The 19,008-nt window shown below is 45.5% G+C and carries 20 protein-coding genes; 14 read left to right on the top strand and 6 right to left on the bottom strand.

The genetic code is table 11. The features are described 5' to 3' along the window. Positions 1 to 6: 6 nt before the first annotated feature. The 6 genes from HRQ91_RS08485 to HRQ91_RS08460 all read right to left on the bottom strand — a co-directional run bounded on the left by HRQ91_RS08485 (position 7) and on the right by HRQ91_RS08460 (position 5,661). Positions 7 to 768, bottom strand: a complete 762-nt coding sequence (locus HRQ91_RS08485; RefSeq protein WP_210119140.1) for a 6-phosphogluconolactonase — start codon at positions 766 to 768, stop codon at positions 7 to 9. Positions 769 to 781: 13 nt separating this feature from the next. Then, the gene (locus tag HRQ91_RS08480) at positions 782 to 1,522 is read right to left on the bottom strand and encodes a 6-phosphogluconolactonase (protein WP_210119139.1); all 741 of its coding nucleotides are present in this window, start codon (positions 1,520 to 1,522) and stop codon (positions 782 to 784) included. 29 nt (positions 1,523 to 1,551) lie between these two features. Beyond that, the gene (locus tag HRQ91_RS08475) at positions 1,552 to 2,649 is read right to left on the bottom strand and encodes a LacI family DNA-binding transcriptional regulator (RefSeq protein ID WP_210119138.1); all 1,098 of its coding nucleotides are present in this window, start codon (positions 2,647 to 2,649) and stop codon (positions 1,552 to 1,554) included. 10 nt (positions 2,650 to 2,659) lie between these two features. After that, positions 2,660 to 3,964, bottom strand: a complete 1,305-nt coding sequence (locus tag HRQ91_RS08470) for a TRAP transporter large permease (protein ID WP_210119137.1) — start codon at positions 3,962 to 3,964, stop codon at positions 2,660 to 2,662. A gap of 1 nt (position 3,965) precedes the next feature. Next, positions 3,966 to 4,529 (bottom strand): TRAP transporter small permease, encoded by a 564-nt coding sequence (locus tag HRQ91_RS08465; protein WP_246473200.1) that lies wholly within the window; start codon positions 4,527 to 4,529, stop codon positions 3,966 to 3,968. Between the two features lie 142 nt (positions 4,530 to 4,671). Further along, the gene (locus tag HRQ91_RS08460) at positions 4,672 to 5,661 is read right to left on the bottom strand and encodes a TRAP transporter substrate-binding protein (RefSeq protein WP_210119136.1); all 990 of its coding nucleotides are present in this window, start codon (positions 5,659 to 5,661) and stop codon (positions 4,672 to 4,674) included. Positions 5,662 to 5,997: 336 nt separating this feature from the next. Between HRQ91_RS08460 and nagA the strand changes: the two genes are divergently transcribed. The 14 genes from nagA to HRQ91_RS08390 all read left to right on the top strand — a co-directional run bounded on the left by nagA (position 5,998) and on the right by HRQ91_RS08390 (position 18,969). Next, positions 5,998 to 7,221: an N-acetylglucosamine-6-phosphate deacetylase gene (nagA, locus tag HRQ91_RS08455; RefSeq protein WP_210119135.1), complete on the top strand. Its 1,224-nt coding sequence runs from the start codon at positions 5,998 to 6,000 to the stop codon at positions 7,219 to 7,221. Between the two features lie 179 nt (positions 7,222 to 7,400). Continuing rightward, positions 7,401 to 8,669 carry a phosphoglycerate kinase gene (locus HRQ91_RS08450; RefSeq protein ID WP_210119134.1) on the top strand — a complete coding sequence of 423 codons (1,269 nt, stop codon included), beginning with the start codon at positions 7,401 to 7,403 and terminating at the stop codon, positions 8,667 to 8,669. Between the two features lie 28 nt (positions 8,670 to 8,697). Continuing rightward, positions 8,698 to 9,444, top strand: a complete 747-nt coding sequence (gene tpiA, locus HRQ91_RS08445; RefSeq protein WP_210119133.1) for a triose-phosphate isomerase — start codon at positions 8,698 to 8,700, stop codon at positions 9,442 to 9,444. A 158-nt stretch (positions 9,445 to 9,602) separates the two neighbouring features. After that, a complete protein-coding gene (gene secG, locus HRQ91_RS08440) occupies positions 9,603 to 9,932 on the top strand; it encodes a preprotein translocase subunit SecG (protein ID WP_210119132.1) in 330 nt (109 codons plus the stop codon). 15 nt (positions 9,933 to 9,947) lie between these two features. Continuing rightward, a complete protein-coding gene (locus HRQ91_RS08435) occupies positions 9,948 to 10,418 on the top strand; it encodes a PTS sugar transporter subunit IIA (RefSeq protein WP_210119131.1) in 471 nt (156 codons plus the stop codon). A gap of 39 nt (positions 10,419 to 10,457) precedes the next feature. After that, positions 10,458 to 10,769, top strand: a complete 312-nt coding sequence (locus HRQ91_RS08430; protein ID WP_210118146.1) for a V-type proton ATPase subunit G — start codon at positions 10,458 to 10,460, stop codon at positions 10,767 to 10,769. A gap of 9 nt (positions 10,770 to 10,778) precedes the next feature. Then, positions 10,779 to 11,804, top strand: coding sequence for a V0D/AC39 family V-type ATPase subunit (locus HRQ91_RS08425; RefSeq protein ID WP_210119130.1), 1,026 nt, complete (start codon positions 10,779 to 10,781; stop codon positions 11,802 to 11,804). A 3-nt stretch (positions 11,805 to 11,807) separates the two neighbouring features. Then, entirely contained in the window at positions 11,808 to 13,790 is a 1,983-nt protein-coding gene (locus HRQ91_RS08420) for a V-type ATP synthase subunit I (RefSeq protein ID WP_210119129.1), read from the top strand. Positions 13,791 to 13,865: 75 nt separating this feature from the next. Then, a complete protein-coding gene (locus tag HRQ91_RS08415; RefSeq protein WP_210119128.1) occupies positions 13,866 to 14,162 on the top strand; it encodes an ATP synthase subunit C in 297 nt (98 codons plus the stop codon). Then, on the top strand, positions 14,162 to 14,497 hold the full coding sequence (locus HRQ91_RS08410) for a V-type ATP synthase subunit F (RefSeq protein ID WP_210119127.1): 336 nt from the start codon (positions 14,162 to 14,164) through the stop codon (positions 14,495 to 14,497). The genes HRQ91_RS08415 and HRQ91_RS08410 overlap by 1 nt, the downstream gene beginning before the upstream one ends. Before the next feature lie 29 nt (positions 14,498 to 14,526). Beyond that, positions 14,527 to 15,165 (top strand): V-type ATP synthase subunit E family protein, encoded by a 639-nt coding sequence (locus HRQ91_RS08405; protein WP_210119126.1) that lies wholly within the window; start codon positions 14,527 to 14,529, stop codon positions 15,163 to 15,165. Continuing rightward, a complete protein-coding gene (locus HRQ91_RS08400; RefSeq protein WP_210119125.1) occupies positions 15,162 to 16,949 on the top strand; it encodes a V-type ATP synthase subunit A in 1,788 nt (595 codons plus the stop codon). Before HRQ91_RS08405 ends, HRQ91_RS08400 begins: the two co-directional genes overlap by 4 nt. After that, the gene (locus tag HRQ91_RS08395; RefSeq protein WP_210119124.1) at positions 16,946 to 18,328 is read left to right on the top strand and encodes a V-type ATP synthase subunit B; all 1,383 of its coding nucleotides are present in this window, start codon (positions 16,946 to 16,948) and stop codon (positions 18,326 to 18,328) included. Before HRQ91_RS08400 ends, HRQ91_RS08395 begins: the two co-directional genes overlap by 4 nt. A 23-nt stretch (positions 18,329 to 18,351) precedes the next feature. Beyond that, positions 18,352 to 18,969, top strand: coding sequence for a V-type ATP synthase subunit D (locus HRQ91_RS08390; RefSeq protein WP_210119123.1), 618 nt, complete (start codon positions 18,352 to 18,354; stop codon positions 18,967 to 18,969). The last annotated feature ends 39 nt before the right edge of the window (positions 18,970 to 19,008 follow it).

Raw genomic sequence — 19,008 nt, 5'->3', positions numbered from 1 at the left:
TTAAAATTATAAGAATTCCGAAACGTGTTTTCCGCTTTCGGCGTCCAAGAACATATTTGCATCCGGATGCAGCCTTAAAATGGAAGCGGGACATTTTTCACTGCATGGGCCTAAGATTGTTGCTTTTACAGCCTTGGCTTTGGCCGACGCCGGAACGGTGCATACTATGTGTTCCGATTTAAAAAGAATAGGAATCGTTAAAGTTACCGCTTGTTTTGGAACGTCGGACAGCTGTTTAAAGCATCCGTCGTGTACTTGCTGATTTCTGCAAGTGTTGTCGAGCTCTACGATCTTTACCGTTTCGCCGTCGTGAAAGTCTGCGACGCCCGGATCGTTAAACGCTATATGTCCGTTTTCACCTATTCCCATAAGGCAAATATCGATCGGAGCCTTTTTAAGCTCCGCGGCATAGGCCTTTATGTTTTTTTCAGGGTTTCCCGACGGGCGTAAGTAGTGCACCTTTGCAAAGGGAACTTTTAGAAATATGTGCGCGTCCAAAAAATTTCCGAACCCCTGCGGTGCGTCCGCCGGAAGTCCTACGTATTCGTCCATATGGAACGCTTCTACCTTAGACCAGTCGATCTTTTTGCTTTTTGCAAGAAAGGCAAGAATTTCGTTTTGGCTTGGGGCCGCCGCAAAGATCGCCCTCACTATACCGCCTTTTTTTTGCTTTATCGCATTTACAAACATCCGCTCGGCGCATTTGCCGGCGGCCGTTCCCATCTCATCCCTTGAAGGGAAAATCGAAACATTAAAATTAGACTGCATGATTTAATCCTCCTTATTTTAAAGGAAATGCCTTTTCCGCCGAAGCGTTTTCAATAAAAAGATACCATTCCGGATGAGTTTTCATTATGGTGGCTGGCACATTGTTTGTGACCGGAGAGGTAAGCGTTTTTAAAATAGCGTCGGCTTTAACCGCATGCGGAACGGAAGACACGATCACCTTGCTTTTCATGATCTGATGTACGGTCATGGAAATAGCCTGATCAGGTACGTCGGCGACTGTCTTAAACCAACCTTCGTGTACTTGCTGGTTTTTGCATTTTTCATCAAGGTTTACTACTATGTAGCTTTCCTTGTTATTAAAATCCGCAGGCGGGTCGTTAAAGGCTATGTGCCCGTTTTCTCCGATTCCTATCACGCCGACGTCTATGGGCGCCTCCGTAAGTCTTTTGGTTATGTAAGCAATGTTTTCTTTTATATTGCCTTCTCCGTTCACAAAGACGGCTTCTTTTAAATTCACTTTGCTCACAAAGCGTTCTTTAAGATATTTACGGAACGAAGCGATATGGGTTTCCGCTAAGGCTACATATTCGTCAAGATGAAACATGGTTACCTTGCTCCAATCCACATCCTCTTTTATAAGGGCGTCGATCGTTTCAAACTGCGATGCTCCTGTCGAAAGGACGATACGGGCGTACCCTTTGCTTTTTATCGCCTTGTTGATCTCAAGCGCTATGCGGTTTGCAGCCGCCTGTCCGAGCTCTTGTGGAGACTGTGAAACACTGATAGTAAACATTTATTTTCCTCCAAAAATAAGGTAAAATTTTATATTTCGGTCGAGGATATACAGATCCCCGATCCCATCTCTCCTACATAAAAGGGAAGATTGCTTTGCATTACGATAGATACCGGAACGGATAATATTTTTGCCTTGGGGTTTTCGTGTTTAAGAACATAGCCGAACAAGGTGCTCATCCCCAAATATCCTCTTTGGTACGCATTTTTGTCGATGACGCCGCTTACTATGCCTTCTTTCAGATTTTGTACGTTTGAAGGACACAGATCGCTCGCAAGCACTTGGAATTTTCTTTGGGGATAGCGGGAAGCCACCTTTGCAAGCGCATGCGAATTTTTTTCACGGACAGTATACATGGCCGTGATCGCAGAATCGCTTTGCACGGCGGAATCGATGAGAGCCGTTTCTTCTTCTTCATCGTACGGGTCATGAATATACACGCATGAAAACGGGAGCTTATTGTCATTTATATACGCTTCAAAACCTTCTACGTTTTCCTGATGCGTCTTTGACGTCTCGTCCCCTAAAGCCACAAGGATTTTACCGGGACTGGAAGTTTTGCACAGATATTCCGCTCCCAGACGACCTATAAGGTAACTTCGCGGAGAGATGCAGCAAAGATATTTCATGTCTTCAAACTTATTGTCGATAAGAATGACCGGCGTCCCCTGCGCAATATGCTTGTTAAGGCAAAGAGAAAGCTCTCTGCCTGTGTTTTCAGGGACTACGAGAAGACCGTCGTATTCTTCTGGATGCTCGTATAACAGGGAATCAAGAATGCGGCATTCCTGTTTTGCGCCTATGAGCCCGGCCGGATATAAAAATTCACTGACTGTGCAGTTTAGCCCTGCAAATTCGCCGGCTGCCATGCGGCAGCCGGCGAGCATAGTATTGTGATAATCGCCGGTTGTGTTGCCTTCGCACATTATCAAGGCAATTTTTATAGTCTTCCGTTTTAGTGCGGACGCCATGTAGTTTACTCGGTACCCCGTCTTTTCGACTGCCTTTAAGATTTTTTTTCGCGTTTCTTCGCTTAAACCTTCTTTGTTATAAATTGCGCGGTGTATTGAAATAAGCGAATAACCTGTGGCCTTCGAAATGTCTTTAAGCGTCACTTTGCCGTCCATAAGCATTTTCCTATGATATGTATCCAAGCGCTCGCGGCAACATAAGCGTTATAGTCGGGAATAGGATTATTATTGCCAGAATAAACGAATACGTAAGATAGAACGGCATAAAACCTTTGATCGCTTTTTCTATGGGCATATTCGCTATAGAGCATCCGGCCCAAAGAGAAGTCCCTACCGGCGGAGTTAAAAGTCCGAGTCCAAGCGTAAGAACCATGATCAGCCCGAAATGATAGGGATTATATCCGTAAGACATCGCCACCGGGTACAGAATGGGCGTAAGAAGTATCAAAAGAATTCCCATGTCCATAAAACAGCCGAGAAAGACCATCATGATCACCATAAGAAGCATTACTACTCCTGGATTGCTTGACACCGACATCAGCGAAGAAGCGACCCGTGTGGGAACCTTAAGATAGGCAAGCACGTAACTGAAAGCGCTGCTCGTAGCGATTATTGCCATGACGGTGCTTAGGGTTCTGAGAGTTTTTTTAAGGCATTGAACGAATTTTTTAAAATTCATTGTACGGTATACGAAAATCGTAATGATTAAAGCGTATACGGCTGCAACTCCGCCTGCTTCCGTCGCCGTAAAAAATCCTGCGAGAATGCCTACTGCTACGATAAGGATCGTGATCAGTCCCAGCGCGGCTTCGCGTATTATTGCAATATTTTCTTTCCACGAATATTTTTGGCTTATAGGATATTTGTTTTTTACTGCGATCACAAAGGAACATACGCAAAGCGCAAGAGTAAGCAGTATGCCCGGAATGTAGCCGCACATAAACATTGTGCTTACGGAAAGACCGCTTCCGGCTGCGACAATATAGTATATCATGTTTTGGCTCGGCGGAATTATAACGCCTTCCACCGAACTTGTACACGTTACTGCAATGGAATAATCCGCGTCGTATCCTTCTTTGATCATTGACGGAATCAAAAAAGAGCCTATCGAAGAAACATCCGCTATCGAAGACCCCGATATGCCGCCGAAAAACATTGAAACAACGCAGTTTACGATTGCGGTTCCGCCTCTCACTCGGCCGATCATAACGTTGCAGAATTTTGTGAGACGGTCGCTTATTCCTCCGTCAGTCATGATCTGCGCCATTATTATAAAAAACGGCACGCACATAAACGTAAAGCTCGTGATTCCCGTAGACATTTTTTGAAACAGATTAAAAAAAGGAATGTCCAAATATATAGCAGTAAACAAAGCCGAAACGCCTAAACAAAAAGATATGGGAAAACGGAATACCATTAGCACGACGAGCGAGCCGAAAAGTATCCACGTAGCTATTGCCTGACTTGCCATCTTAATTTCCTCCCCTTTCTCTGTTCAGCTCGTCGATCGTTTTTACCGCATTTTTGTCGACAACGTATTCGCTTAGAGGCTTAAGACAGGTACTTGCAAAATTGAATGCTGCGTATACTGTCATAAGAATACCGCCGACTACTAACGGAGCGAATAAAAGTCCCTGCGATAATTGCGTTGCCGGTTGTTTTTTCGCTATGTTCAGAGCGGTTATCTTAGCTCCGTATTTGATCATGAGGACGCTGAACCAGACCAAAATTCCGTGCCGTCCAAGATCGAGAAACTTTTTTGCGAACGGCGGTAACTTACCGTATGCGAAGAACAGAGCCGCATGGGAATCCGTGTAAATATCGATGGGAATGCACAGATAGCCGAACCACACTAAAAACATCAGCGTAACTTCTTCAGACCAGCTGAACGGGTTGCCGAAGGAGCGCAGAACTACCTGGACAAAGGTTATGGCAACCTCAATTATAAGAATGTAGCAGCAGAGACTCTGTTCCGCTTCAATCATGCGATCTAATGCGGAACGAATCTTTGACAGTTTGTCTTTTTTTGCTTCCACTGTTGAACCTCGTGATATTAGATTAAGGAAACTGTCCGAAAACCGAAGTTTCCGGACAGCCCCAATTTCTTAATGCTTCAATATTATTAAATGATTATAAATAAATGATTCGGCCGAAATTCGGCCGATTTTGTTTAAGGATTTAGTTTACTGCCCTTATCTTTGCAATCAAATCCTTGTACTGAGGATATTTGTTGTAAATTTCACTCACAGCGTTTTGGAATTCTTTTGCGTCAACGGTAAATACCTTACAACCGGCCTTTTCTACCGCCGCACGGGATTCGTTTTGGAAGTCGTCCATAGCCTTCCTCTGCCAAAGAGCCGCTTCGCGGGAAGCTTCTTTTACAGCTTTCTGCTGGTCTGCGTTAAGTTTTTTCCATGCCGCCGTGCTCATGATAAGCAGCGCCGGAGGAGCCATGTGTCCGTCCAAAGAAAAATACTTTGCAACTTCATAATGTCCCGAAGTGTAATAAGAGACAAAGTCGTTTTCAGCCGCATCGATGACGCCCGTCTGCAAACCTTGGTAGACTTCTCCGTATGCCATCGGAGTTGCCGCTCCGCCGAGAAGTTCGACCATTCTTATGGCGACTTCGTTCTGCTGTACGCGGACTTTCATTCCTTTAAGATCGGATACTGATTTTATGGGTTTTTTAGTTGAATAAAAATTGCGCGAGCCTGATTCCAAAAAGTCAAGGCCTATTATGTTGTTTTTTGAGCGCATGGTATTTAAAATATCCTGCCCGATTTTTCCGTCAAGAACTTTGTATTTTTGCTCTGTGCCGGTGAAAATATAAGGCAGCGTGAATACGCCCACTTCGTTTACCGTAGACGCCAGAGCGGATGTGTTTATGCGTGCGAAGTCGAGAGTTCCGGCCTGTACCTGATCGATTGTTTCATTTTCATTGCCAAGCTGTGCGTCCAAATACACTTCCACTTCCACTGTTCCGCCTGTCTTTGCTTTGACCAGATCGGCAAACATTTTTACACCCTTAGACACAGGGTTGTTCGCCGGTTGATTTTCGGCAAGCTTAAGCTTGATAACCTTAGCAGCCTTTGCTTTTGTGGAACCTGTAGCAAAGACGCCACCTACCGCAGTCAGCGCTATGATTGCAAACGCGACCAATTTTTTCATATGTACCTCCAAATAAGAAAACGTTACCGTTAGCGTTTTACTATATTCTACCTTTGTTTTTATAGTTGTCAAGATGAATTTTTATTTTTTATTTTTCCGGCCGCTTAGTGCCTGAACCGAGCGGCTCGGCAACAAACAATAGAACAGAAGTACGCAGCTGAATAACCAAACGGCAGTGCGCCGGTTAAACAACTGAACGCGCGTTTTGAAAACGAAATGTTTAGGGAAACACAAACCGCATACGGCGCTGTTTGAGGCATTGAGACTTTTGAGACGCGGCAAATTCCTTGACGAACGATAAAAAGCTGGCTATAAGTGATTATACGAGGTAAATATATGTTATTTATAAATGCAAGAGTTATACTTGAGGGCGGAATTTTACAAAACGGTTTCGTTCGCACAAAGGGGGCTGAGATAATTGAAGTCGGGGAATGTAAAAAGAACGCCGACAAATCTTGCTGCAACGGCTCCGTTTCCGGGACAAACGGCGCTTTCGCTCCTAAGGACGGCGAAACCGTCGTAGATTGTTCGGGAGATTTTATTTCTCCGGGCTTTATAGATATTCATTCGCACGGCGGCGGCGGTTTTGACAATATGGACGGAAGTCCTGAAGATATAGAAGGAGCCGCCCTCGCTCATTTAAAATACGGTACTACCACTTATTATCCCACCACTCTTACGAGCAGCGACGAAGCGCTTTTTAAAACCTTTGAGTGTTTTAGGCAAGTGAAGAAAAATAAGAGTAATTTACCGCATCTTCCGGGTCTTCATCTGGAAGGTCCTTTTTTTGATATGGTGCAAAAAGGCGCTCAAGACCCCAGATTCATAAAAAATCCTAAACCCGAAAACTATATGCCCATTCTTGAAAAAGGCGAAGGCATCATAAGCCGCATATCGTTTGCACCCGAGCTTCCCGGAGCCTTGGAAATGGCCGACGTGTTTCATAAAGCGGGAATAATGATGGCGGCCGGACATACGGCCGCTACGTATGATGAAATTTCCAAAGCATACGATCACGGCGTGCGTCATCTTACGCATTTTTATTCGGGTATGTCCGGCATCGAAAGGAAGGGCGGCTTTCGTATTCTCGGAACGATAGAAGCGGGCTATATCATGGACGGCCTTTCCGTAGAATTGATCGCCGACGGTATGCATTTGCCGCCCGATCTTTTAAAAATGATCCTTAAGCTTAAAGATCACGACCACATTTGTATCTGCACGGACAGCATGCGCGGCGCCGGAATGCCCGAAGGTCCTTCCATTTTGGGAGCAAAGGTCGGCGGGCAGGAAGTCATAATCGAAGGGGGAATTGCCAAAATGCCGGACCGCACTTCCTTTGCCGGAAGCGTCTGCACTATGGACAGAACTGTCCGCACGATGGTCTATAAAGCGGGGCTCCCGATGTGGGAGGCCGTCCGCATGGCAAGCCTTTTGCCTGCGCGTTTTATGGGCATTGAAAAAAAGACGGGCTCGATTTCGGCAGGTAAAGAAGCCGATCTTCTGATATTCGACAACGACGTCAATATAAAACAAGTGTTCGTTTCGGGTAAGAAAATGTGAATATACAATCGGAACCGCACGGGTGAAACAAACATCTACATAAAGTGAACAGCGCATTGCTCCTTATTTTAAAAAGAGGTATAGTTGATTGTACGAATAGAAGCGTGCGCAGAGCGCACGAATTGCGGTATTTTAAAAATTGACATTTTCTGCAATGCCGCAATTTATAGGAGGATGTTATGATAAAAACGGTTAGAGATGTAAATTTAAAAGGCAAGCGTATCGTTATGCGCGTTGATTTTAATGTTCCTATGAAAGAAGGAGTCGTTCAGGACGATACGCGCATTATGGCCGCCCTTCCTACCATAAAGTACATACTTGAGCAAAAACCCAGAAGCCTTGTGCTCATGAGCCATCTGGGAGACCCCGCAAAGGACGTAAAAAAAGCCGCCGAAAAAGCCGAAAAGGCGGGAAAAACATTTACCGAAGCCGATAAAGAAAAGTTTATAAACGGCAAAAACCGCATGAAACCTGTGGCCGAATATCTTGAAAAAAAATTAGGCGGCAAAGTGTTTTTTGCCGAAGATTCTCTCGGACAAGGATCCGCAGTAGAAGCTCTTCCCGAAGGAGCCGTTATGATGCTTGAAAACACGCGTTTTCACAGCGAAGAAACTTCAAAAGACGCCGCAGAGCGCGACAAGATGGCAAAAGAACTTGCTTCCTACGGAGAAATCTATGTAAACGACGCCTTCGGCACGGCTCACCGCGATCACGCTTCTACGGCTTCCATCGCAAAATTTATGAAAGTAAAGGTTGCGGGCTTCCTTATGGAAAAAGAAATAAAATATCTCGAGCCGCTTTTAAAAGATCCGCCCAAACCAATGGTAGCGATTATAGGCGGCGCAAAGGTGTCTTCAAAGATCGCTGTGCTTGAAAGCCTGCTTAAAAACGCTTCCGCTCTCGTCATAGGCGGCGGTATGGCGTATACGTTTCTTAAAGTGCAGGGATACAAGGTCGGTAAATCTCTCGTTGAAGACGATTTTGCCGATACGGCAAAAAAACTGCTTTCGGACGCAAAGGATAAGGGCGTAAAAGTTATTCTTCCCGTAGACCACGTGTGCGCCGCAGAGTACAGCGCGGACTCGACTCCGACTGTAGTCGACGATGTAAATATTCCCGATAACCTTATGGCGCTTGACGTAGGCCCCAAGACTATCGCTTTGTACAAAACTACGATTGAAAGCGCGAAATCAATTGTTTGGAACGGTCCCGTCGGCGTATTTGAATTTGAAGCGTTTTCCAAAGGAACGGCAGCCGTTGCGGAACTTGTTGCAAAAGCTACCGGTCGCGGCGTTATGACCGTTGTAGGCGGCGGAGATTCGGTTGCAGCCGTGAACAAATGCGGCCTTGCGGATAAGATGAGCCATGTTTCCACCGGCGGCGGAGCGTCCCTTGAATTCCTTGAAGGAAAAACTCTTCCGGGTATTGCCGCTCTGGAAACGAAGTAATTTTGCTCGGAAAAAGATCGGAGAAAATATGAGAAAACATTATATTGCAGGAAATTGGAAAATGAATCTTAACAAGGCACAGTCCCTTGAACTTGCAAAAGCCCTTGTTAAAGAATTAAAGGGGAAGTCCAACAAGTATATGATTGCGGCTCCCTTTGTATACCTTGACGCGCTCGCGCCCGTCCTTAAAGGGTCTAACATCCTTCTCGGAGCGCAGAATATGGCGGCTACGGATAACGGCGCACATACGGGGGAGGTTTCTGCCGATATGTTAAAAGACATCGGAGTGCAATCCGTGATACTCGGACATTCGGAGCGTCGTCATGAAATAGGCGAAAGCGATTCTCTTATCAACGCCAAAGTTAAAAAGGCTTTGGAAAAAGGACTTGAAGTCGTTCTTTGCATAGGAGAGCTTCTCGAAGAGAGAGAAGCCGGAAACGCAGAAAAGGTGTGCGCCGCTCAGCTTACGGAAGGACTTAAAGGCGTATCTGAGAATCAGCTTAAAAATGTCACTATAGCGTATGAGCCCGTATGGGCGATAGGAACCGGAAAGACCGCTACTCCCGACGACGCACAGGCCATCCATAAGTTTTGCAGAAAGCATATTGAAAAAATGTACGGTAAAGCCGCTTCCGAGGCCGTCGTTATACAGTACGGCGGTTCCATGAAGGCGTCAAACGCTAAAGAACTTCTTGCGATGGAAGATATTGACGGAGGATTGATAGGTGGCGCTTCTCTTGCCGCCGACACCTTTGTTCCCATTTGCATTCTTTAAAAAACGGCATGCGAGAAAATTTTAATTTCCGAGAATGGCGTTTTCGTGCGCTTTTTGCGCACAGTTGATAAGCGACGTTTGCCGCTGTTCGCGCTTGTTTGACAAATTCTACTATTTTAGCTATTATAGCGCTAATATTTAGTTTGGAGTTTTTATATATGGGTGTTATCGGTATTATCCTTCTGGTCGTATTCGTTATTATCTGTATCCTGCTGGTTTTGCTGGTTTTGGTACAGAATGAAGAAGGTATGGGAGGTCTTATAGGAGGCGGAGTTTCCAATGCGTTCGGCTCACACTCAGCAAATATATTGACCAAAACAACTTACGTTTTGGTTACGCTGTTTTTTGTTACAGCCTTCGGTCTTGCTTTGTTGAATAAAAAACCCGCTGTAAAGACCGATCTGTCGGGTGCGGCGCAGTCTGTCGAACAGGCTTCGGGGCAGAGCTCCGAATGGTGGAAGGATACTTCGGATTCTTCAGCACAATAATTTTGAGGATTTGGTATGTTTTCAGATATTTTTCCTCCGGAGAATATTATCGTCGGTTTGGAAAGCGAAGATAAAGACGAAGTTTTTGAAGAAATGCTTGAAGTCATTGTTTCCGCGCAACCGTATATCAATCGTTCCGAAGCCTTGACGGCGTTAAAAGAACGTGAAAATAAAATGACCACGGGGATCATGCCGGGGATCGCGGTTCCTCATGCCATAAGTCCGTCCGTAAACGGCGTTGTCGGCGCCTTGGGGATAAGCTTTACGGGAGTCGACTATGACGCTATGGATAATAAGCCCGTGCATATCGTTTTTATGCTGCTCTTCGCTCCTAAGGAAACGCAACGGCACCTTCAAATAATGAAGCAATTTGCCGATCTTCTTCATCATCAGGAATTATGCAAGGCTCTTATGCAAAAAAAATCTCCGCAGGAAGTATATGACGCGATTCGCTCTTATGAAGAAGCGATGGAGAGCGATTACTAGAAAATCCGGAAATAAAATTTTAACCTTGCGGAGATGAGTATGGAAAAAGATGAAATGAATGCTATCGATCATCTTCTTGGTGTAGAAAAAACAGCTATGCAGCTTGTTTCGGACGCTCAAGGCGAAGCGTCAAAGCGCCTTACGTCGGCTCGCGCTCAAGCTGATGAGGAATATAAAAAAAAGTATTCAATCCTGATCGATAAACTGGAGAAAGATCTTCAGACGAGGATTTCTGAAATCAAGGCCTCTCACAACGAGGCTCTTGACTCTTATAAATCCGGCGTAAGCAAAATTCAAAAGGACGTTTTCGCTTTTAACGCATTGTTGGATTCCGTTTTGTTTGCGGTGTAAGGATAAAAAATGAGTCGTTCTGATGCTGCCGCATATGTAAATGCAAAGGCAAACGGAATGCTACAAAAATCGTTTGTAGGGCCTAAAGCAATAAAGTTATTTTCAGTACATTCTCTGCCTGAATTGTGGGCGCTTCTTTTTACACAAGAAATGCCTTCGGTACCCGGCCAAGTGCTTGCCGAAGAGATCGAAAGAAAGGCTTTGCAGGAATTTATTTTACAATACAAAAAATTGCTGGCTATGTATCCCAAACCCGACGCGGTGTCTTTGTCGCTTTTGCAGTATTACGATTATGAGAATTTAAAAAGCATTGCGACCGCTCTTTCCAAAAATGAAAAAAACATGCCACAAGTGATAGACGTAAGTCCTTATAATATAATAAATTATAAGGAATGGCCCGATTTGGTTAAGATTACGGAAAACACGCCTTTTTATTGGTACGATAGAATTCCTTCCGCTCAGGATATGCAGGCCTTGGACAAAAGGCTTGATTTTCAGTACGTAAAAAATCTTTGGAAGTCCATAGACGAGCTTCCGCGTTCGGAGCGCCCGTTTGTGCGCGATTTTATACTTGAGGACATAATTTTTAAAAATATTATTTGGGCGATGCGTCTTAAAGTCTATTACGATATGAAAAAAGATGATATTATTGCTCAGTTGATATTTGCCGACGATCATAAGAATGAAAAAGATTTGTTCGCCGCTCTAGCGCTCTCTATCCTCGATAAGGATATAAACGCCTATTCGGACTGGAGCGGCTGGAAATATGAAGACGCTCTTAATCCTCATGAAGAGGGGGGCGAGTGGACGTTGGATCCGTGCTGGGTTGAACAGTATTTCCGCAGAATTTTTAATCGAAAGGCGTTAAAAAAAATGCATCAGTATCCGCTGACGGCTATGGTCATGGTATGCTGGTTTAAGATCAAGCAGAATGAATATGAAACTGTCTGCGCCGCATCCGAAGCGCTGCGTATGGGCGTCGATGAGACACAGGTAATGGAATTGGCCGGTATTGCGCCGGCGAAGCAGAGGTAGAGGATGGCAAGAACGACGCAGATGCGGCTTGTTGAGCTGATGGTATTAAAACAGGATATTGCACGCATAATCGAGTTTTTAGGTAAACGCGCCGTTTTTCAATTTGAAAATCAAATTTCCTCTTATGAAAATGTATCCGATGAAAACACGAAGAACGATAAAGAACATGAAATTTTTTCCTCTTTGCAGCAGTGCCGCGCATATCTGAACATTCAAGACAGAAGCGACGTACTGGATTGTTCTCTTCCCGATCGCGACGACTACGATAAAGCTCAAAATTTTTTGTCGGCCGTAGACGAACTTAAAGAAAGGGAAAAAGAAGTGACCGAAAACGCTCGGCACGTAAAAGAAGCTTACAGAGAAGCTCTGGCTTTTTCAAATTTGAAGGCTTCATATTCCGATCTTGAACACCTTTCTTTTCTTACATTGCGCATAGGAAAGATCGATCCTTCGCTGGTTGATGAACTTAAATTCGCCGTCGGAGACAGAGCCGCCATAATACAACTCGGTGACGATAAGTCGCGCATACTCGCGGCGTCGTCCAAAAAGGGACGATTTGCTCTTGACTCGGAATTAAAGCGGCACGGTTTTGTAGAAATGGAAATTCCTAAGGATTTTAAAGGCATTCCTGACGACGTTCTCGAAGGTCTCAAAACCAAGTCCTCCGAGGCTGAAAAACAGCTTGCCGTCGTTTCCGAAGAGAGAAAGAATTTTACGGACACCCATAAGGATATGCTTTTGCATCTTTTGGGCGTCTTTTCGATAGCAAAACAAGTGCGTGAGATGGAAAACAGGCTTGAGGCTACACACATGGTTTATCGCATTACGGGATGGATTCCCGCGTATGCGACTCAGCAGATCATGCATGATCTGGATGTGCTCACTGAAGGCAGGATTGCGATACGGGAATACAAACCTTCGGAAATTCCCGCCGTCATATCCGGACGCCAGCAGGTTCCCGTACAGCTTAAACACGGAAAACTCGTAGGCGCCTTCGGCAGAATGATCTTCAGTTACGGATCTCCCGTTTACGGCTCCGTCGATCCTACGCCCTTCGTCGCGTTGTTTTTTACGCTGCTTTTCGGTATCATGTTCGGCGATCTGGGACAGGGGCTTGTCTTTTTATTGTTCGGGCTGCTTTTAGCTAAAAAGATCGTTAAAGTAGGCGGTTGGAATAAATTTGCTCCCGTCTTTATGGCTATAGGAGTGAGTTCTTCCATAATGGGACTTTTAACCGGAGAATTTTTTTCAAACGAAACTCTTTTGGAACCGTTCGCTCATTACGTTACGGGGCTTTTCGGCACGTCGAGATCTCCAATCCTGCCTATGCGCCCGGCTTCGGATCCGCAATCAATAAAAAACATGTTTATGTTTTTCGGATTTTCCATCGCGGTAGGATTTGTCATCAATACTTGCGGGCTAATTATCAACATAATAAATCAGTTTAACCGGAAACATTGGGGCGGCGCTCTCTTCGGCAAGACGGGACTCTCCGGAGCGCTTTTTTTCTGGTATGTGATAGTCTTTGCGGTAAGGCTTGCGGCTTTCGGACATGTTCCCGAAATCTACGACTGGGTTATCATTGGGCTTACCCTGTTCGGCGCGGCATACGGTGAAATTTTGGAACGCCTCATCGAAGGGCGCCACCCCGTATTTGAAAACGGGTTCGGAGCGGCGGTTATAGCGGGCTTGGTTGAAGTGATTGAAGTTATTTCGAATTATCTTTCAAACACGATAAGTTTTATGCGCGTAGGCGCTTTCGCCCTGTCGCATGCGGTTTTAGGCTATATAATTAACACTATGACGCATCTTGCAGGCGGAGCGGGCGGCATTGCGATCTTAATCTTGGGTAACGCTACGGTAATAGTTTTGGAAGGAATGATCGTAGCCATTCAAGTGATCCGTCTGCAATATTACGAATTCTTTTCGAAATTCTTTAACGAGACGGGAAGAGAATTTAAACCTTTCGGATTTTATTATACATAAAATATGCAAATATACCGCCTTGACGCGGTTTTACATTAAAAACAGATCTTTATAAGGTGTAGGGGTGTTTATAGTATGAATAAGAGATTATTTGTATTTGTTCAGGTTATGTTGTGTGGAGCAGTTCTTTTTGCACAGGGAAGTGCGTCTTCAGCCGTGAGAGGTTCGGTGCTTAAATATTTTGCGGCCGCTCTTGCCGTAGGAATCGCTTGCATAGGAGGCGGAATGGCCGTAGGCAAGATAGGCGCCGCCGCCATGGGCGCGATGAGCGAGAATGCGGAACTTTCAGGTAAGGCGCTGCCGTTCGTAGGGCTTGCGGAAGGTATTTGCCTGTGGGGATTCCTCGTAGCGCTGCTTATCATTATTCAATAATGGAATATTTTATAATCGGTGAAAGGGAGCTAGTCCTTGCGTTTGCTCTTGTAGGCGTTCAAGGAACGGCGGCCGTAAACCGGAACGAAGCGCTCGAAGCGTTTAACAGAGTAACAGGAAGAGGCGGCGTTTTATCTACTCCGATAGAAGGCGGCCGCCCTAAGGTTCTGATTTTGACCGAAAACATTACGGTAATGCTCGAAAGCGAAGTTCTTGAATGGCAAAAAAAAGGCGATTATCCGCTTATAGTCGAGATTCCCGGCATTCAAGGGCATCTGCAGGGCAAAAAAACATTGACTGAGGCAATAAGAGAAGCGATCGGCGTAAAAGTTTAAAGCAGGATCGTTTTATAAGGTAACACAGCATGGAAGAATTACGTTCGACCGAAATTCTTGATAAAGAAATACAGGCCGATGCAAGAAAAAAAGCTGAAAAAATTTTAGCTGATGCGGATCGTGAAGCGCAGCGCATACTCGACGGAGTTGCAACGCGTCTGGAAGGCGCCGCAAAAGAGCAGGGCGACCTGTACGAGCAAAAGATTAAGAAGTTTTTACACGATACCGAAGCGGCTCTCCCTATTGAAAAAGGAAGGTTTCTGGCTTCTTTTATAGAAGATGCGGTCTCTTCTTCAATAGATTCTTATTTGAAAACTATGTCCCAAGAAAAACGCTTCGAGCTTATAAAAATTCTTTTTAATAAGCTAAAAGGTAATATAACGGGAAAAAAGATAAATGCTCTTGTTTATGGTTTTAACGCGGAATATGCAAAAAAATATTTTCTTTCGGTTTTAGGAAGCGATTTGATCTCTTGCAAAGAGACTACCTTTGAAAAGACCGGACAAATGGAAACCGGCGGAATAAGTATACATGAAGGAGTTATTCTTGAGTCGGAAGACAAGTCCGTGCGCTGTCGCCTTACTTTGGAAGAATTGGTTTCCGAAATAGAAGAAACGCAAAGCAAAAAACTTGCGGAAACTTTGTTCGGCGGGAGGTTGCCTGAATGATTGAAGGAAGAATCACTCGCATATCTGGTCCTATAGTATTTGCCGAAGGTCTTGACGGCTGCGGTCTTTACGACGTAGTAAACGTGGGCGAAAAAGAGCTTATAGGCGAGATAATCCGTCAGGACAGGGGAAAGGCCACGCTTCAGGTCTATGAAGATGTGACAGGGCTTCACGTAGGCGAAAAGGTTGTCTGTATAGAGCGTCCTCTTTCGCTGCGACTGGGACCGGGGCTTGTGGGTACTATCTACGACGGTATCCAGAGGCCTCTTAAATCCATGTATGAAGACGGCGGCGCTTTTCTTTTGCCGGGTCAACGGACAAAACCTCTTGACGTTGAAAAGAAGTGGCATTTTGAGCAGGGATCCGTCTCCGACGGAAGCAAAATAACGGCCGGTTCTGCAATTTTTCCCGGAGCCGTCTTGGGCGTCGTGCAGGAAACAAATTCCATAGTTCATACAATTGCGGTTCCTCCGACCGTGCGCGGTCGTACGCTTAAAACATTTGCAGGAAGCGGCGATTATACGATTGAAGACGTCATCGGCACAACGGAATTGGATGAAGAGATAAAACTTTCGCAGTATTGGCCTGTGAGAAAGCCGCGTCCGTATATGCAAAAACTTTCGGTTACGGAGCCGCTTGTTACCGGTCTTCGTGTGATCGACGTATTTTTTCCGCTTTCGAAAGGGGGAACGGCTGCTATCCCCGGCGGTTTCGGTACCGGTAAAACCATGACGCAGCACGCTATAGCAAAGTGGTGCGACGCGGACTTGATCGTATACATAGGGTGCGGAGAGCGCGGCAACGAAATGACCGAAGTTTTAAACGAATTTCCCGAGATAGTGGATCCCAGAACGGGACGCTCCCTTATGGAAAGAACGATTCTCATTGCTAACACTTCGAACATGCCCGTAGCGGCGCGCGAAGTTTCCCTTTATTCGGGTATTACGCTTGCGGAGTATTACCGCGACATGGGTATGGCCGTAGCTATAATGGCCGATTCTACAAGCCGCTGGGCAGAAGCTCTTCGCGAGCTTTCCGGTCGAATGGAAGAAATGCCTGCGGAAGAAGGATTTCCGGCTTATCTTCCAACGCGTCTTGCCGAATTTTATGAAAGAGCGGGAAGGGTAACTTCGCTTTGCGGAAAAGAGGGCTCGGTTTCGGTAATCGGAGCGGTATCGCCTCCCGGCGGAGATTTTTCCGAACCTGTTACGCAGCATACGAAGCGTTTTATACGCTGTTTTTGGGGGCTCGACAGAGAACTTGCAAACGCGCGGCACTATCCTGCGATAAGCTGGATAGATTCATACTCCGAATATGCTGACGAAGTTAAGGACTGGTGGGAAAAGCACGATCCCGAATGGGCGACGGTCAGACTAGAAGCCCTCGATCTGCTTAAAAAAGAGCAGCGTCTGCAGCAGATCGTCCGTCTTATAGGGCCTGACGCCTTGCCCGAAGCCGAGAGACTTCTTCTTGCCGTAGCGGATATGATAAAAAACGGATTTTTACAGCAGAATTCTTTTGATCCTATCGATACTTATTGCATTTCGGAAAAACAGATCGCAATTCTTGTTCTCATGATGGATTTTTACCGCCGTGCGCTTGCCGTCATAAAGGAAGGTGCTCCGCTCGTAAGGGTAAACGCCCTTCCCGTAAAAGAAGAGATTACGCGCATAAAATCGGAAATTCCCAACGACCGGCTCGATAAGATCAAGGAAATAGAGGGACATCTTGATACGCAGATGAGCGAGCTTGAAAAGATCTATCATAAAGTGGGTATTGCATGAAAGGAATAGAATATCGCGGACTAAATTCTATAGACGGACCTATTATGATTGTCCGCCGCACTGAAAATGTTTTTTACGGAGAAACCGTTTACGTACGCGACCGCAGCGGCGAAAAACGCACGGGACGCATTATAGATATTTCAGACGAGGCGGCCGTGGTACAGATCTTCGGTTCGACCACAGGTCTTGATTTAGGCAGAACCACGTTCGAATTTTTGGATCGGCCGCTTGAACTCCGCGTAGGCGAAGGGCTTTTGGGACGAATTTTCAACGGATTGGGAGAACCTATTGACGGCTATCCTAAAATAATTTCAGACGAAAGCGTAAATGTAAACGGCGATCCCATAAACCCGTATGCGCGCATTTACCCCAGAGATTTTATTCAAACCGGAATTTCATCGATAGACGGGATGAATACGCTTATACGCGGACAAAAGCTGCCCATATTCAGCGGAAACGGACTTCCTCACAATAAACTTGCGGCGCAGATCATACGGCAGGCCAGGCTTAAAAACAGCGACAGCCAGTTTGTGATGGTCTTTGCAGGAATGGGCATAAAATACGACGTAGCGCGTTTTTTTATAGACACTTTTGAGGAATCGGGAGTTTTGGCAAAGGTCGTCATGTTTCAGTCTTTGGCGGACGCTCCTTCAATTGAACGCATAATAACGCCAAGGTGCGCTCTTACGGCGGCGGAATATTTGGCATATAAAAAAGGAATGCACGTTCTTGTCGTAATGACCGATATGACAAACTATTGCGAGGCCTTGCGGGAAATATCTACTACGCGCGGAGAAGTTCCCGGACGAAAGGGCTATCCCGGCTATCTGTATTCCGATCTTGCGGAACTTTATGAGCGCGCCGGCCGAATAAAAGATTCCGAAGGTTCTATAACTCAGATCCCTATTCTCACAATGCCTAACGACGACATAAGCCATCCGATCCCCGATCTTACAGGCTATATCACGGAAGGGCAGATAGTCCTTGATCGTGAAATGTCGCAAAAGGGAATGTATCCGCCTGTGGCGGGACTCCCGAGCCTTTCGCGTCTAATGAAAGACGGTATCGGCGATAAGATGACAAGGGAAGACCATGCCGCCGTTTCGGCGCAATTGTTTGCGGCTTACTCAAAGGTAAAGTCCATAAGAAATCTTGCGGCGATCATCGGCGAAGAAGAACTTTCGGAATCGGATAAGTGTTATTTGCATTTCGGCGAAGAACTTGAACAGAAATTCTTTTGCCAGGATGAATATGAAAACCGCACTATAGAACAGACATTGGACATCGGATGGAAGCTCCTTTCCGGTTTGCCGCGTGAGGATCTGTATCGCATAAAGAGCGATATGATCGATAAGTACATGCCTGCAAAAGAAACATAAGCGGGACGGCAAAGCGGCGTAAAATGGCGAAACTTAACATTGCACCTACAAAATCGAATTTGCTTAAGATGAACGAGCAGCTGGCCGTTTCGCAAAGCGGGTACGATTTGCTCGAGCAAAAACGCGAAATTCTCGTCATGGAACTTATGCACATGGTGGAACGCGTAAAACTGCTTGAACGCGATATAGACAAGGTTGTAACGAAAGCTTATCCTGCGTTAAAAAAAATGCTTATAGCCGCAGGCATGGACCGCATGGAACAGCTGTCTCATTCCGTTCAATATGATTTTACGATAAAAGAAAAACCCGTCACTATCGGGGGCATGAAGTTTCATTCAATAGACGTGGAACTGCCGCCTCAACGCTTATTTTATTCGTTTTTGGGAACTCTCGCCGAAAGCGATAAGGTTATGGCGGAGTTTTTTAAACTGCTCACGCTGCTTGCGCAGATGGCTTCGATCAGAACGATAGTGTGGCGCCTTGCGGGAGAAGTCAAAAAGACTCAACGCCGTGTAAATGCGCTCAATAAAATGGTCATTCCGCAGGCTTGGGATACAAAAAAGTATATAGAAAGCGTGCTTGAAGAGCGCGAACGCGAAAGTGTTTTTGTCCTTAAGTCGCTAAAGCGCCGAAAGGCATAAAGGGGATGTTTCAAAAGTTGAATGCTTTTTCACATCCCC

This window comes from Treponema parvum, assembly GCF_017893965.1.
GTDB classification, from domain to species: Bacteria; Spirochaetota; Spirochaetia; order Treponematales; family Treponemataceae; genus Treponema_D; species Treponema_D parvum.
This window is presented reverse-complemented; position numbering and strand designations above follow the sequence as displayed.